Raw genomic sequence first — 16318 nt, 5'->3', positions numbered from 1 at the left:
GCAAGCCATAGAGGGGATTTGCGATGACCGACGCTCCTTGGACGTGGACCGCGGTGGCGGCTGTGGAGCGATTGAAGAAGGGAGAGATAACGCCCAGCGAACTGCTTGCGAGCACGCGTCAGCGGGTGGAAGCAGTCGACCCCATGGTCAATGCGCTGCCCACGCTCTGCTTCGATCGCGCAGAACGTTTCGCGGAACGGCTCGAGGAATTGCCCGTCGCCGATCGGGGACGGTTCGCCGGTCTGCCGTGGCCGATCAAGGACTCTGCCGCCGTCTCGGGGGTGCGCACCACTTGGGGGTCGCTCGCCTTTGCCGATCACATTCCGGAGATGTCGGACTATATTGTCGAGGCGATAGAGGCCGAAGGTGGGATCATCTTTGCCAAATCGAATACGCCCGAATTCGAAGCCGGCGCCAACACCTTCAATGAGGTTTTCGGTCGAACGCTGAACCCTTGGGACTTGTCGCGCTCAGCGGGTGGTTCTTCAGGTGGAGCCGCGGTCGCCGTCGCTACTGGCATGGCCTTCGTGGCGCAAGGATCGGATTTTGCATGTTCCCTGCGGTATCCAGCCGCCTTTTGCAATGTGGTGGGTTTGCGGCCCACGCCTGGCGTCGTGCCGCAGGGCCCAAGTCGGTTGCCCGGGCAGGTGTTGTCGGTCATGGGGCCGGTGGGACGCACTGTCGATGATGTGGCCCTGGCCCTGGACGGGATGGCTCGCTTCGATCCACGCGATCCGCTGTCACGGCCGTGCGGCGCCACGTCATTCCTGGCGGCGGCACAAGCGGCCCGCCTGCCCGCCCGAGCAGCGTTCAGCATGACCATCGGCATGGCGGCGGTGGATCGTGCCGTTCAGGCGACCGTCGGCCAGGCGCTGGACAAGCTGGTGGCTTCAGGACTGCGGGTCGACGAAGCCTGCCCGGAACTTGCCGCCAGCGATCCGGCCTTTCGCACCTTGCGCGCATTCCAGTTCGCTGCCCTGCGCCGCGATGTGCTGGAGCGGCACCGCGAGAAGCTGAAACCGGAGGTGATCTGGAACATCGAACAGGGGCTGAAGCTGACGGCACAGGAACTCGCTGGCGCGGAGGCGGACAGGGCCCGCGTGCGCCTGGCAATGCTGGAGTTTCTCGATCGCTACGGCGTGCTGATCACCCCGACGGCGCCGGTCGAACCGTTCCCAGTAGAACAGCGCTATGTCGAGCAAATAGATGGCCAAAAGCTGGCGACCTATCTCGACTGGCTTGTGTTGGGCTACGCCATCACCGTCTGCGGCTGTCCCGCGATCTCGATTCCCTGCGGCCGAACCCCCGCCGGGCTTCCGGTCGGCCTGCAGCTTGTCGGCAAGCCTCATGGCGAGGCGGAACTTGTTGCGGCAGCTGCCTGGTGCGAGAGCGTGCTCGGACAATCCCTGATCCGCCCGATCGATCCGATGGAGCAAGCATGACGCATGTAGGACGTGGCGCACGACTGGAGCCAGTGCTTCTGTTGTTTGCGGCGGGCATCTGCATCGGCTCGATCTTTCCCCTGGGCAAGATTGCGGTGGCCGGGGGCATACCTTCTCTCGTCTATGTTGGAGCTACCGCCGCCGGGGCAGGCGCAGTGCTAGCCGCAATCGCCCGGCTGGCTGGCCATTCGTTGCGACCCGACCGGGCTACCCTGAGCTACGCTGCGACTGCAGGGCTGCTGACCTTTGCCATTCCCTGGACCGCCGTCGTGACGGTGATGCCCCATCTTGGAGCTGGCATCCCGGCGATAATCCAGTCGCTGGCACCGATCGCCACGCTCGCCATCGTTTACGTACTGGCGCTGGAAAAGCCGAACCTGCCGCGCCTGGCTGGTCTCGGGATCGGCATGGTCGGTACGCTGGTCATCCTTTTCGCACGCAATGGCGGCGATGCTGCCCATGCTCCGTTCTATTGGTACCTGGCTGCCTTGATCACGCCGTTGGTGCTGGCGGCAGGTAATGTCTACCGCACAACGCACTGGCCGAAAGGGAAGAACCCGCTGCCGCTTGCGGCATGGACCCTTGTCGCTGCGGCGCTTGGCATAGCAGTCACGCTGTTGCTGCTCATAGCAATGTCGGCGATGCCAGATGTTGGCGCTGGCTTCGCAAACGGCTGGCATCTCATAGCGATACAATGCGTTGCCACCGGCGTTGGATACGGTCTTTTCTTCCGCCTTCAGCAGGTCGGCGGGCCGGTCTATGTCAGCCAGATGAGCTACGTGAACACCGCCGTCGGCGTCGGCTTCGGCGTTCTGCTTTTTGCTGAGAGCCTGTCGCTCTGGATATGGCTGGCGCTCGCATTGATCGTGATCGGCGTCTTGCTTGTGAATCGCGTGGGAGACGCCGCCAGACCCTGACAATTCAAGGAAAATGCAATTGCGATGACGGTCTGTCGCAATTGCTGTTGACATCGCGGACTATCGCTATTTAGGATGCAGTATCCAGATTGTGGATAGAGGAAAGCTCAGGAAATGAGCACTCCACACTGTCTGTGGGCGACGAGGGGTTGCCAAACATGGCGTCGGTCCTTGGGCGATCACTGTCCAGGGCAAGGGGCTAAAACATAACGGGAGGTAGCATGAAGCCACCGCTGTTCGAGTATCGCGCGCCTCGTTCGCTGAAGGACGCGATAGCTTTGCTGGCTGGCGATTCCGGCGCGATGGTGCTTGCTGGTGGGCAAAGCCTGATCCCGGCGTTGAACATGCGGCTCGCCAGTCCCAGCCGCCTTGTCGACATTCAACACATCGAAGGCCTCAAGGGCATCTCGGTGCAGGATGGGCGGATCGTCGTGAAGGCGATGACGCGGCATCGCCAACTCGAATTGAGCGAAGCGGCGCATCGTGCCAATCCGCTGATCCGCGAAGCGATGGCGCATGTGGCGCATGTGCCTATTCGCAACCGCGGAACGGTGGTCGGCAGCCTGTGCCATGCCGACGCTGCCGCCGAGATGCCGATGGTGCTGCTGGCAACCGATGGCAGCGTCGTTGCCGAGGGCCCGCGTGGTCGCCGCGAGATCGCTGCCGAGGACTTTTTCCAATTCCACATGACGACGACACGCGAGCCGGACGAGATCATCACCGAGGCGCGCTTCTCGGTGCTGCCCGCTGGTGCCGGCTGGGCCTTCGAGGAATTCACGCGCCGCCATGGCGACTATGCGATCGCGGCTGTGGCTGCGATCGTGGATCGTACCTCCGGTCACGTCTCGCTTGCCGCCTGCGGTATCTCCTCAAGGCCGGTGCGTTTGAGGCAGTCGGAGGAAATAATAGCCAAGGGCGGCCTGGTGCCGGATGTTCTGAAGGCTGCCGGCGAGGCTGCAAAGGAGGCGGTCACCGCCCCGGATGACATGCATGCCAGCACCGATTACCGCCGCCATCTGCTGGCGGGGCTGGTGAGGCGCGCGGTCGAAAAGGCCGCATCGAGGACGAAGTAGAGGAAATGCAGATGAACCGCGGAACGATCAGGCCGAAACCACAGGCAATTTCCATCGATCCCAAGGTGGCGGTCAATCTGAGCGTCAATGGCGAGACGGTTTCGGCAGAGGTGAGCGTGCGCATGCTGCTGTCTGATTTTCTGCGCCACGAGCTCGGCCTGACTGGCACACATGTCGGTTGCGAGCATGGCGTCTGCGGTGCCTGTACCGTGATCATCGACGGGGTCGCCGCGCGGTCCTGCCTGACCTTCGCCGTCCAGGCCGAAGGTACCAACGTTCGCACCATCGAGTCCGTTGCCGACGATGATGGCAGCCTGCATCCCCTGCAGGAGGCGTTCCGAAACTGCCACGCCCTGCAGTGCGGCTACTGCACGCCCGGCATGATCATGAACATCCTGAGCAATCTCGAATCCGACATGCCGATGGACCTCTCCGAGGAGGGCATCCGCGTCATGCTCTCAGGAAACCTCTGCCGCTGCACCGGCTATCAGAACATCGTCGCCGCCGTTCGTCAGGCGGCGGATGCACTGGCCTCTCGATAGGGATCGAAACCATGTCCACTCGAGCTTTCGGATCCCGTATCCAACGCAACATCGACCCCCAGCTGCTGCGCGGCGAAGGGTCGTTCGTCGACGATATTCCGCTGGCAAACGCTCTTCATGTGGCATTCGTGCGGAGCCCGTTCGCCCGTGCCCGGATTAACTCGATCGACGTGACGGCGGCGTGCACGCATCCAGGCGTTGCGGCGGTCTACACCTGCGACAACATTGGCGACCTCGATCTGGAATTGCCGCTGCTCATTCCGCATTCATCTATGACGGACGCTCGCACCCAGCGTCCGCTGGCGCGGGGCGATGTCTATTACGTCGGTCAGACCGTGGCGATGGTCGTTGCGGTGGACCGCTACACTGCAGAGGATGCGGCGGCGCTCGTCGATGTGGACTACGATCCGCTGGAGGTCGAAATAGACCTCGAAAAGGCAATCCTGGACGGCTCGCCGCTGGTCCATCCAACGCACCCGAACAACATCGCGGCTCATCTCGTGCAGGTGTCGGGAAACCCCGATCGGGCGATTGCCGAGGCCGAGCACGTCACAAGAGTGAGGGTCCAGGTGGACCGCTCCACGGCAGCGGCCATGGAATGCCGCGCGGTTGCCGCCATATTCGACCGGGTTACCGGCGAACTGACCGTCTGGGATGGAACACAGGCACCCTTGTCGGTGCGTGGCGGCCTGGCCTCGATCCTCAATATCGATGAGGACAAGGTGCGCGTGATTGCTCCCAACGTCGGCGGCGGCTTCGGCCAGAAGGTGCTCTTGTTCTATCCGGACGAGTTGCTGGTGCCGTTTGCCGCACGACATCTGGGACGTCCGGTAAAGTATATCGAGGACCGGCGCGAGAACTTTGTCGGCTCGACCCAGGAACGAACGCAGATCCACACCATCGAGCTCTATGCCAAGAAGACTGGCGAGGTCTTGGCCCTGCGCGACAGCTTCCTGCACGACACCGGCGCCTTCATTCCCTATGGCATTGCGGTGGCTCAGGTCGCATCGACCTCCATCGCCGGCCCGTACCGCATCCCCAATATCTGGGTCGAATTCAAGGCGGTATATACTCCAACCGTGCCGGTCACGCCCTACCGCGGCTGCGGACGCCCGCATGCCTGTTTCGCCATTGAGCGGGCGATGGACCAGCTTGCCGACGATCTCGGGCTTGACCGCTTCGAGATCCGGCGCCGCAACCTGATCGGCGACGACGAATTCCCCAAATTGCGCGAGGGGCTGCTGTTTGCCGACGGTCTGCCGGTCAGCCTCGACAGCGGCCAGTATCACAAGGCGCTGGAGATGCTCCACGACAAGCTCGACGTCGCCAATTTCGCAGCCGAACAACAAAAGGCGCGCGAGGCGGGCAGGCATCTCGGGCTCGGTATGGCCTTCTACGTGGAGGGCACCGGTCTCGGCCCCTATGAGGGCGGCCACATCAAGATCCACCCGATCACCGGCAAGGTGTATGTCAATACGGGCCTCACTTCTCAGGGACAGGGCCACGATACGGTGTTCGCACAGATCGTGTCGGACCAGCTCGGCGTGAAGGTGGAGGACGTCATCCTCGTCGAGGGCGACACCAAGGCGTTCGACTGGGGCGTCGCTACTTTCGCCAGTCGCGCCGCGGTGGTGTCGGGCAATGCCATCCACAAGTCGGCTTTGATCGTCCGCAACAAGACGCTCACGGCGGCCGCCAACATGCTCGAGGCCAGCGCGGATGACATTGAGCTACGCGACGGCGCAGCCTGGGTGAAAGGCACCGATCGCCAAGTGTCGCTGGCGGCAGTGGCGACGGCAACCAACCCGTTGCGTTATGCCTTCAATGAATCGGCCAAGGCTGCAACCCAGTTCGCCCCTGCCAGTCGCCACGATGGTCCCGCGCTTGGCGAGGGCCAGGCCCCGGGCCTCGAGGCAACGGACTACTACAGCCCGCCCTGCGCTACCTGGGCCTATGGAGTTCACGGTGCAATCCTTGAGGTTGATCCGGAAATCTGCTCGGTCAAGGTTCGGCGCTATGTGTGCATCCACGACTGCGGCAACATGATCAATCCGATGATCGTGGAGGGCCAGGTGATGGGCGGGATTGCCCAGGGGATCGGCGGCGCAATGTACGAGCGCATCGAGTTCGACACCGATGGCAACATGATCAACGCCAACTTCGTCGACTTCCTGGTGCCTTACGCAACTGAAGTACCGCAGGTCGAGATTCTGCATCTCGAAACGCCTTCGCCGCTCAATCCGCTAGGCGTGAAGGGGGTCGGAGAGGCAGGGTGCATCCCGGTCGGGGCTGTGATCGCCTCCGGAATCGATGACGCGCTACGGCCGTTTGGTGCAGCCCCGTTCCAACACATCCCAATCACGCCGAGCATGATCTACGCCGCCGTGACCGGCGGTTGATGCCCGCCCGTCGGGTGGGCGTCCGGAAATGCGCATCAATTGATTGACCAACAGGGAGACCAAGATGAAAGTGCATGTGGACATGGACAAATGCATCTGCTCCGGCATGTGCATCACCATTGCGCCCAGCCTGTTCGATCTGGATAAGGCCGGCCGCCTCGTCGTCATCAAGAGCTGCAAGCTCAGCGATACCGAACAAAAGGAAGCCCAGGACGCGGCAATGTGTTGCCCCGTCGAAGCCATCGAGCTCTTGCAGCACGAGGAACCGGCAATCGCCTAGCAGCTTAGCCTAGCAACCAACAAGCATCACCGGATTGCACTGGCAGCTCACGCTGCAACGGATTTGCTCGCCCTGCGGGCAGACAAACAAGAACGCCTAGAAGGCGTCATCTGGACGGCAGAGCCAAAAAGAGGAGAACGAGCATGGCTGTTACCAAACTCAAGCCCGTCGCCAGCATGCGTGCGAACGAACTGGATGTCGAGGGCGAAGCGCGTGTCTACCGATCGCTTCGCCATTTCTGGCATGTGGTTGCATACTCGCACGAGGTGACGGAAAAGCCGATCGGCTTTACCTTGTGCGATCAGGACATCGTCATCGTCCGCATGCGAGGCGAAATTTCGGTATTCGACGATCTTTGTCCGCACCGCGGAACGCGGCTGTCGCTCGGCAGCGTGAAAGAGACGAAAGACGGAAACTGCCGGCTGGAATGCCCCTACCACGGTTGGCAGTTTGACTCGAGCGGCGATCTGAAGCTTGCCCCTCAGCGGCCCGATCTGGCCGGGCACTTGCGTGCCAGCGTCCGCAAGTACCAGTCCGTCGAAAAGTACGGCATGGTCTGGGTCTGCCTCGAAGACAAGCCTCACTACCCGCTGCCCGAGTTTCATCTCTGGGACGACCCGTCCTTCCACTATGTCGCGGTGCCGTCCGAAGACTGGGCCTGCAGCGCGCCGCGGCGCGTCGAGAACTACACGGACTATTCGCACTTCGCCATTCTGCACGATGGTTTTCTCGGCGATGCAACTGTACCGGAGGTTCCGGCTCACGAAGTCTGGCGCAACGAAAACAAGCTCGAGAACAAGCAAGGTGAGGGTGCGTGGGTGCGTGTGCCCATCGACACGGCAGCCTGGGGTGGGAAGGAAATGCCGACCGATCCCTACATCCGGTTCCTGGTCGATTGGCGCGTGTTCATGCCTTTGACCTGCGTCTTGAACATCCTGTTCCAGGATGGAAACCGCTACAACCTGATCTTCCATCCAACGCCCATGAACGCGAAGAAGATTCGCAATTTCACGGTCGCGACGCGTGACTTTGGCGATCCGGCGCAGAAGGACACCGAACTCGCCGGGTTCGTCAAGTTTATCTACGACCAGGACAAAGCGGTCGTTGAATCGCAGCGGCCCGAAGAACTGCCGGAAGATCTGACTGTCGAGATGCACGTCAAGGGCGTCGACAAATACTCGGTCGAGTATCGCCGATGGCTCCTCGAACTGTCCAACCAACTGGCCAGGTAGGCCCCAGGGTGCAGGCGGCCGAAATGTTCCGTGAGTATTTCGGCTGCCTTCTAGCTGACTGAACTGACCTTCGGGTCACCGACAGGATTGAGCCGCCCAGCCCTTGGCTTCCAGTGCCGAGGCGGGCGCAAGGGCAAGTTGTGCCATGACACATGCAAGCGTTCGCCATCCTCCCCACCACCGCCGGCGTGTCGCTATCGCCGGCGGTGGCTTGGCCGGCTTGCGTGCTGCCGAAGAGTTGCGGCGCCAGGGTTTCGACGGCTCGATCAAGATGGTCACGGCCGAAGCAGTAGCACCCTACGACCGGCCGCAACTGTCCAAGAGCCTGCTCGTCGGGACCACCTCCGTCGAAAAGGCCATCTACCGCGATGCCGAATATTACAACAATCTGAGCATAGATTTGTTGCTGGAGCATCGGGTCGGCAGTCTCGATCTTCGCGAGCGTTGCTTGAAGACCAGCCGTGGGTCCGTTGATTTCGATGATCTGGTCATTTGTACCGGCGCCGCGCCGCGTCGTTTGGGTGGCATCGCGGATATGGCCGGCGTCCATGAACTGAGGACGCTCGACGATGGCGTCGCAATTCGAGACGCCTTCGGAAAAGCACCCCGTGTGGTTGTCGTCGGGGCAGGGTTCATAGGGTCCGAAGTGGCGGCAAGCGCCAGGAAGCTGGGTCTGGACGTTACGATCGTCGAGGCTTCGCCGGCGCCGCTGGCGCGCGCGCTTGGCAACGACATGGGTCTCGCATGCGCCGGGCTTCATGCCGACCACGGAACCAGGCTCCTCCGGGGCGTGTCGATCGAATCCGTCGAAGGTCACGGGCGCGTGGAACGGGTCCGGCTTACGGACGGGACGACGATTGATTGCGATCTCCTGGTGGTTGGCATCGGCGTTGCCCCGACAGTGGATTGGCTGGCCGGCTCTGGGCTGCCCATCGACAATGGCACGGTCTGCGATGCCACGCTCTCGACACCGGCCAAAGGCGTCTACGCGGCCGGCGACGTTGCGTCCTGGCCGAATGAACTGTTTGGCCTGCGCATGCGCGGCGAGCAATGGACCAACGCCGTGGAGCAGGGCCGGCACGTCGCGCGCAACATACTCGCCGACGCCGAGGAGCAGCGGCCATTCCACGGAAGCAACTATTTCTGGTCGGATCAATACGGCGTGCGCATTCAGTTTGCCGGTATCACCGCAGCCGATGAAATCCGCATCGTCGAGGGTTCGGTTGCCGAGCGCAGGTTCCTGGCTTGGTACAGGCGCGGTGATCGCTTGGTCGGTGCACTGGCTATGAACGAGGCAAAGAGCCTGATGCTCAGCAAGACGCTAATCGAGCACCGCGCCAATTGGAACGAAGCCCTGACCGCCTTCGAGAAAGCCACGGCATCGTAGGTTCCGCGCGCTCGCAGGGCGGCGCATCCCAAACAAGTCAAGTTTTGTTCAATCGGTCTGATGGAGGATCCGATGGTTGGAAGATATTGCAAATCGCTTACTTTGGGTGCCGTTGCTTTGGCGGCCGCAACCTCGATGGCAGACGCTGCCTTCAAGCTTTCCGGCCCTGCGAAAATCGCGCTGGTCATTTTCACGAACAAGAACGATGGCGGCTGGTCGCAAGCGTTGGACGAGGCGCGACAGCGAATGGAGAAGGAGATGGGCGTCTCCATTCCCGTCATCGAAAATGTACCGGAGAACGCTACCGCGGTCCGTCCAGCAGTCGAGCTGCTGATCCAGCGTGGCTACAACGTCATCATCGGCTCGGCCTTTGGCTATTCCGATACGTTCAAGGAACTCGCGGCGAAATACCCTGAAGTCGCCTTCTTGAATCCGGCAGGAACAACCAACGGTCCGAACCTCGAAAGCTTCTACGGTCGAACTTACGAGAGCCAGTATCTGTGCGGCATGGCGGCGGCCGGTGCATCGAAGAGCGGGAAGCTGGGCTTCGTTGCGGCCAATCCCTTCGGCCTGGTGAACTGGACGGTCAACGCATATGCAATGGGTGCCCGCCAGGTCAATCCGAATGCGACGGTGACCGTGGTCTTTACAGGCGCCTGGAACGATCCGGTCAAGGAGCGTGCCGCCGCTGAAGCGCTTACCGAGCAAGGCATCGACGTCATCGGCCAGCATGTCGACACGCCTGCGGTGCAACTTGTGGCGCAGGAAAAGGGCATCTACAGCACCGGCCACCATCGCGACCTGGCGGAATTCGCGCCGAAGGCGACGCAGTGTTCCTCCGTCTGGGTGTGGGACCGCTTCCTGGTCCCAGAAATCAAGAAGATCGAAGCCGGTAATTGGGAGCCTGGCCCCTACGGCGCGTTCCTGTCGATCAAGGAAGGCGGGACCGATGTCTCTTGCTGCGGCGATGCGGTGGCACAGGCGGTGGCCGACAAGGTCGTGGCCGCCCGCCAGGCCATCGTCGATGGCAAGCTGCAGGTCTACGCCGGACCGCTCAAAGACCGCGACGGCAAGGAACGTGTTCCCGCCGGTGCCGTCCTGAGCGACGCCGACCTCTGGGCGATGGACTGGTATGTGCCGGGAGTTGTCAGCCAGCAGTGAAGCGCAGCCGCGGCGGTCAGCGCCGCGGCTCTCCTCTGAAGTCGTTGTATCGAGGTTGCAATCATGATGGCGATGGAACTCTCCGGCGTGTCAAAGTCCTTCGATGGCTTCCATGCGCTGTCAGCCGCTTCGTTGACGGTCGCCGCCGGCGAGGTTCACGCCTTGTTGGGTGAAAACGGAGCCGGCAAGTCATCGCTGATGAATGTCGCTGCCGGCCTCTACCAACCGGACGAAGGACGCATCTGCATCGAAGGTCGCGACGTTCTGATCGACGGCCCGATTGCCGCCAAGCGGCTGGGCATCGGCATGGTGCATCAGCACTACAAGCTGGTGAAGGCGTTTAGTGCGCTTGAGAACGTGCTTCTTGCATGTGGGAAGGGGCGTTATGGCAAGAGCATTGCCGATGTCGAGGCATCGATCCGACGCCAAAGCGCAGCAATCGGATTCGAGGTCGACCTGAAGCGTCCTGTCGGCGCGCTTTCGGTCGCCGAACAGCAGCGGGTGGAGATTCTCAAGGTGCTGGTAGAGGGCGCGCGCATCCTCATCCTCGACGAGCCAAGCGCGGTGCTGACGGACAAGGAAGCCGAGGCATTGCTCGGGGTGATACGGCAACTGGCCGCTCGGGGGGCTGCGGTCGTCCTGGTGACCCACAAACTGGCAGAAGTGCAGCGTTTTGCCGACCGCGTGACTGTCATGCGCGGCGGCCGCACCGTCGCTTCTGTCGATCCGAAGTCGCGCTCGATTGCCGACCTGACAGCTTTGATTGTCGGCGAAGTCCAGACAGAGGTGCGCAAGCCGGCCGCAGCGCCGGGCGCGCCAATCTTGAAACTCACGGGTGTTGCCGGCTTGCGCGCCGACGGCCACCGCGCGCTCGCCGATGCAAGCTTCGAATTGCGCCGGGGCGAAATCTACGGCATCGCGGGTGTCGGCGGCAACGGACAGTCCGAGCTCGCCGAGATATTGATGGGCGTGCTTCGCCCTGCGGCAGGCAGTATCGAATTTGACGGGGTCGGCGAGATCGGTGGAGACGGCGCCCGTCGCCGCCGCGAGCTCGGGGTCGTTTCGATACCCGCCGATCGCCAGGCATATGCACTTGCCGGCGACCTTTCTGTCACCGACAACTACGCAGTTCACGGCATTCGTTCGCATCGGTTCGGCGGTTGGGCACGGGTCGACGGTCGTACCGCGCAAGCCGCAACCGCTGCAGCAGTGGCCGCATTCGAAGTCAACGGCGTTCAGGGGCCGCGTCAGAAGACGGCCCTGCTGTCTGGCGGAAATGCCCAAAAGCTGGTCATCGCGCGAGAATTCGCAACGCAGCCTCAGGTTGTCGTCGTGCACAGTCCAAGCCGTGGCCTCGATGTGCGCGCCACAGCGGCGGTTCACCGGAGATTGTGCGATGCGCGCGACAACGGCGCGGCCGTTTTGCTGATCAGCGAGGACCTCGACGAAATCTTGCTCCTGGCGGACCGCATCGGGGTGATGAGCCGCGGAAGGATTGTCCGGGAATTTGCCGCGCCAGTCGACCGTCAGGCGGTGGGAATGGCGATGGTGCACCATGACTGACATTGATCACAACATTCCGGCCGCGCTTCCGGCCGTTAACAACTCCGAATTGCGGGCCAAACGGCAAGGCTTCGGCCGCTTCAATCTTGAAGTTCGCCAGCATGCGTCGGCCTGGTATCAGGTGGTAGCGCTGGCTGGTGGTGTCGGCGCAGGACTTTTCATTGCCGCTCTGATCCTCGTTGCGTCCGGCGTCGGCTTCTCCGACCTCGCCAACGAGTTCATCTTTTCGATCTTTTCTACGCCGCGCAGCCTGTCGGATGTGCTGACACAAGCTGCGCCGCTGCTCATCGTCGGGCTGGCTGCAGCCGTGGCGTTCCGGGTGCGCTTCTGGAATATTGGTATCGAGGGGCAGATGATCCTCGGTTCGATTGCAGCAACAGGGGTAGCCATTGGTAATATCGGCCCTGCGCCGCTACGTGTCGCAACGATGTTCATCGCTGCGGCTTTGGGTGGCATGCTTTGGATGCTGATACCTGCGCTGCTGCGCATCAGGCACGGCGTCAACGAGATCATTTCGACGCTGTTGCTCAACTACGTGGCATTCAACCTTTTGTTGCACCTTCTCTATGGTTCCTGGAAAGATCCCAAGAGCGGCTTTCCGAATTCGGAGCAATACGAGGCGGTTGAGCGGCTGGCGACGGTAGGGTGGGAGAGCCTCACCTATGCATTGCCATTGGCGCTAATCTTGACCGCAGTGATCTGGTGGCTGCTGAACGTCAGTCGTTACGGCTATTTCACCCGCGTCGTCCAGGCCAATCCACGCATGGCTGCGGCGATGGGTCTGCCGGTCATCGCAGTCACGATGGGTGCCGCACTTCTGTCAGGTGCGCTCGCAGGCGTCGCAGGTTTTGCCATCAGCGCTGGTGTCGAATACCGCATGACGCAAGGTTTTTTTGTTGGCTACGGCTTCTCGGGGATTTTGATCGCATTCCTCGCGCGCAACAATCCGCTTGGCGCCGTGTTGGTGGCACTATGCGTGGCGACATTGTTCATCGCCAGCCAAAGCCTTCAGGTCTTCTATCAAATCCCCGGTTCGGTCGTCCAACTCGTTCAGGCCGTGGTGGTAATCTGCGTCGCGGCGTCTGAATTCTTCATACGCTATCGCATTCGCCGCATTCACAGGGGATCGTGATGGTTGACTTCTTCATCAACTGGGCAGCCAACGTTCCTGCGTTTGCCGTACCCTTCGCACTGGCCGCACTGGGTCTGATCGTCACCGAGAAATCCGGCGTCCTTTCGTTAGGCGCCGAGGGGTACTTGCTTATGGGCGCGCTAGCGGCGGCGGGGGCCTCCGTGGTGATAGGTGACCATTCGTTGGTAGCGTTCGCGGTGGGCGCATTGGCGGCGGCGGCTTTGTCACTGGTGTTCGCGCTGATGGCGGTGACGCTGAGAGCAAATCAGGTGGTGGCCGGCCTGGTCATGGTTTTTCTGGCGCAAGGTCTGACCGGATTGATTGGAACCCAGCAGGGATGGACCAATCGACCTATCGCCGGTCTCGATCGGATTCCGCTCGGCCCGCTCGCCGACATTCCTGTACTTGGTCCGATCCTGTTCCGTCAGGACATGCTGGTATATTTGACGTTGCCGATCTTCTTCGCTGTAGCATATCTGCTTTCGCATACGATGGTTGGGCTCCGGCTGCGAGCCGTCGGTGACGCCCCCGAAGCAGCTGATGCCGCAGGGACGAGCGTCACGATCTACCGCTATGGCGCGATCATCGCGGGCGCAGCGATCGTCGGCCTGGCAGGGGCCTATCTCTCGGTCGGGGTTGCCAAGATGTGGGTAGAAGGCATGTCAGGCGGTCGTGGGTGGATCGCGGTCGCGCTGGTGATTTTTGCACGTTGGCAGCCATGGCGGGCACTCGCCGGCGCCGTCTTGTTTGGCGGTATCGAGGCGTTGATCCCGCGCGTTGCGGCCGTTGGCCTGCAGGTGCCGCAGTACTTCATGCTGATGGCGCCTTACATCGTCACCCTAGCGGTGATGGTCTACGCGAACCTGAACAAGTCTACGGAAAGGCGATTTGATGAGCCTCGCGGGCTCGGACAGCCATATCTGCGGGAAGAGCGGCGGTAGCCGGACTTTGTTGCAGGCCGGTCGCGCGTGTTTGTTGGCATAACCGCCTGAAAGCCCCTTTCGACACCCCAATACGCTATATCCGAATAGAAGCGATAATATCCATATTCTGGTGAAAGTCGCTTGATCTGAGGGTCGCTTTCTGCAACATATGAATGCAATATCTATTATATGGATACGGAGGAGAACCAAATGGGCCTGCGAATTGCTATCGACACGGGCGGTACCTTTACCGATGTGGTTGCGATCAACGAAGCGACGGGGCAAATCACTGCGGTGAAAACGCCTTCGACGCCGGCCGATCCGAGTGTCGGTCTGCTGAACGGCGTCCGTCGCGTCCTCGAGGAAACAGGGTCCAAGCACGAAGACCTGCAGATGCTGCTGCATGGTTCGACGGTGGCGACCAATGCCGTGCTCGAGCATAAGTTTGACGGACTGGGGCTGATCGTGACGCGCGGGTTCCGTCACATGATCGAGATCGCCCGCCAGTCGGTTCCCGACGGCTATGGAAACTCCTTCTTCTGGGTCAAGCCGCCGCGTCTGGTGCCGCTTCATCTGGTCCGCGAAGTCGGCGGTCGCATGAACTTTTCGGGCGAGGAGTTGGAAGCTCTCGACGAAGCCGAGACGCTGGAGGCCGTGCGCGAGTTGATTGAGGACGGAGTGACTTGCATTGGCGTTTGCCTACTGCATGCCTACGCCAACGACGCTCACGAGCAGCGCATCGGCGCGCTGATCAAGGAGCATTTTCCCGATGTCTTCTTCTCGTTGTCGTCGGTGGTGCTGCCCGAATACCGCGAATACGAACGCGCCATGACGACACTCATCGATGTGCTGGTGAAACCCTATTGCAAGACTTACCTGCAGAATGCGGCCGATCGCATTCGCTCGCAGTCGGGCGATATTCCGTTTCTGATCATGCAGTCGAACGGCGGCGTGGTGAAGCACTCCACGGCCGGCGAGAAGCCAGTGACGATGCTGCTTTCGGGGCCAGCGGCCGGTATCCTTGGCTCGATCCACATGGCGCATCTCGCAGGCTACAAGGACATCCTCACGGTCGATGTCGGCGGCACCTCGACCGATGTCGCGATCATCGAGAACTACACTCCCATGTATACCTCGGCCTCGATGGTTGAGAGCTATCCGGTCAAGACGCCGATGCTCGACATCGTCACCGTCGGTTCCGGCGGCGGTTCGATTGCCTGGGTCGATCCCTATGGCCAATTGAAGGTTGGACCGAAGAGTGCTGGCGCGGACCCGGGCCCGATTTGCTACGGCAAGGGCGGCACAAAGCCGACCGTGACCGATGCTGCGATTTCACTCGGGCGCTTGCCGGCGGCGCTGATCGGTGGGGCGATCAAGCTCGATGCCGATGCGGCACGTGAGGCCTACAGGAAACTGGGCGCTGAGTTCGGCATGTCGGCAGAAGAGGTCGCCGCCGGCGCCCTCGAAATTGCTGCCGTCAACCAGGTGTTCGGTATCCGCCAGGTGACGACGACCCGCGGCCGCGATCCGGGTGCTTACGCCATGGTGGCCTTCGGTGGCGCCGGTGGGCTGTTCGCCGCAGAAGTGGCCGACTTCCTCGACGTGCGCACCATCGTGTCGCCGCCAAACCCGGGCAATCTCTGCGCCTTCGGCTTGCATGTCTCCGACGTGCGCCGCGACTACATACGCACGATGGTGCGCCGGCAGTCGACTGCCGATCCTGCCGAGATCTTGGCCGCTTGGGATGATTTGGTGCGTGGCGGTGTTGCAGATATCTCGGCCGAAGGTATCGCCAGGGACAAGATTGAGATCCGCCGCATAGCCGACGTGCGCTATTTCGGAGAAGGGCATGAGGTGCAGGTCGATATTCCCTCCGATGTCAGTGGGGAGGCGGCGATTGCCCATCTGTTCAAGGATTTCCACCGCGTTCACGATCAGACTTTCGGCTTTCACTACGAAGGCGAACAGGACGTCGAGGTGGTCAATCTGCGGGTCCAGGCGGTCGGCATTCAGCATCGCCCAAACCTCAAGCCGGACACGGTGACCCGCGATGCCGCCAAGCCATTCGGCTACCGGATGGCTTACTGGCGCGCCACCGGCTGGGTGGACTGCCCTCTCTACAATCGGACGGAACTCGCCGTCGGGCAGCAGATAGCCGGTCCGGTGATCGTCGAGGAATACGGCTCCACCGTTGTCGTGCCGGCGCAATGGAGCGTGCGGGCCGACGTCTACGGTAACCTTATTCTGGACAAGAACGCCTAAGCGGA

The 16318-nt window shown here is 61.7% G+C and carries 13 protein-coding genes; all 13 read left to right on the top strand.

Translation table 11 applies throughout. The features are described 5' to 3' along the window. Positions 1–23 precede the first annotated feature (23 nt). The 13 genes from GGQ99_RS18965 to GGQ99_RS18905 all read left to right on the top strand — a co-directional run bounded on the left by GGQ99_RS18965 (position 24) and on the right by GGQ99_RS18905 (position 16313). Complete coding sequence (locus GGQ99_RS18965; RefSeq protein WP_183263715.1) at positions 24–1442, top strand: amidase; 1419 nt, start codon at positions 24–26, stop codon at positions 1440–1442. Next, positions 1439–2359 carry a DMT family transporter gene (locus tag GGQ99_RS18960; RefSeq protein ID WP_183263714.1) on the top strand — a complete coding sequence of 307 codons (921 nt, stop codon included), beginning with the start codon at positions 1439–1441 and terminating at the stop codon, positions 2357–2359. Before GGQ99_RS18965 ends, GGQ99_RS18960 begins: the two co-directional genes overlap by 4 nt. Before the next feature lie 221 nt (positions 2360–2580). Continuing rightward, complete coding sequence (locus GGQ99_RS18955) at positions 2581–3432, top strand: FAD binding domain-containing protein (protein WP_183263713.1); 852 nt, start codon at positions 2581–2583, stop codon at positions 3430–3432. A gap of 11 nt (positions 3433–3443) precedes the next feature. After that, complete coding sequence (locus GGQ99_RS18950) at positions 3444–3974, top strand: (2Fe-2S)-binding protein (protein WP_183263712.1); 531 nt, start codon at positions 3444–3446, stop codon at positions 3972–3974. A gap of 11 nt (positions 3975–3985) precedes the next feature. Then, positions 3986–6373, top strand: coding sequence for an aerobic carbon-monoxide dehydrogenase large subunit (gene cutA, locus GGQ99_RS18945; RefSeq protein WP_183263711.1), 2388 nt, complete (start codon positions 3986–3988; stop codon positions 6371–6373). A gap of 64 nt (positions 6374–6437) precedes the next feature. Further along, entirely contained in the window at positions 6438–6653 is a 216-nt protein-coding gene (locus GGQ99_RS18940) for a ferredoxin (RefSeq protein ID WP_183263710.1), read from the top strand. Between the two features lie 143 nt (positions 6654–6796). Beyond that, positions 6797–7885: a Rieske 2Fe-2S domain-containing protein gene (locus tag GGQ99_RS18935; protein ID WP_183263709.1), complete on the top strand. Its 1089-nt coding sequence runs from the start codon at positions 6797–6799 to the stop codon at positions 7883–7885. A 145-nt stretch (positions 7886–8030) separates the two neighbouring features. After that, a complete protein-coding gene (locus tag GGQ99_RS18930; RefSeq protein WP_183263771.1) occupies positions 8031–9272 on the top strand; it encodes an NAD(P)/FAD-dependent oxidoreductase in 1242 nt (413 codons plus the stop codon). A gap of 135 nt (positions 9273–9407) precedes the next feature. Further along, positions 9408–10433, top strand: coding sequence for a BMP family ABC transporter substrate-binding protein (locus tag GGQ99_RS18925; protein WP_246389654.1), 1026 nt, complete (start codon positions 9408–9410; stop codon positions 10431–10433). 63 nt (positions 10434–10496) lie between these two features. Next, entirely contained in the window at positions 10497–11996 is a 1500-nt protein-coding gene (locus tag GGQ99_RS18920) for an ABC transporter ATP-binding protein (protein WP_183263707.1), read from the top strand. Then, complete coding sequence (locus GGQ99_RS18915; protein ID WP_183263706.1) at positions 11989–13128, top strand: ABC transporter permease; 1140 nt, start codon at positions 11989–11991, stop codon at positions 13126–13128. Before GGQ99_RS18920 ends, GGQ99_RS18915 begins: the two co-directional genes overlap by 8 nt. Further along, on the top strand, positions 13128–14069 hold the full coding sequence (locus GGQ99_RS18910) for an ABC transporter permease (RefSeq protein ID WP_183263705.1): 942 nt from the start codon (positions 13128–13130) through the stop codon (positions 14067–14069). The genes GGQ99_RS18915 and GGQ99_RS18910 overlap by 1 nt, the downstream gene beginning before the upstream one ends. Positions 14070–14261: 192 nt before the next feature. After that, complete coding sequence (locus tag GGQ99_RS18905) at positions 14262–16313, top strand: hydantoinase/oxoprolinase family protein (RefSeq protein WP_183263704.1); 2052 nt, start codon at positions 14262–14264, stop codon at positions 16311–16313. Positions 16314–16318: the final 5 nt, after the last annotated feature.

Source organism: Aminobacter niigataensis (assembly GCF_014200015.1).
Classification (GTDB): domain Bacteria; phylum Pseudomonadota; class Alphaproteobacteria; order Rhizobiales; family Rhizobiaceae; genus Aminobacter; species Aminobacter niigataensis.
Note: the sequence above shows the minus strand (reverse complement) of the source record. Positions and strands in the feature narration are given on the sequence as shown.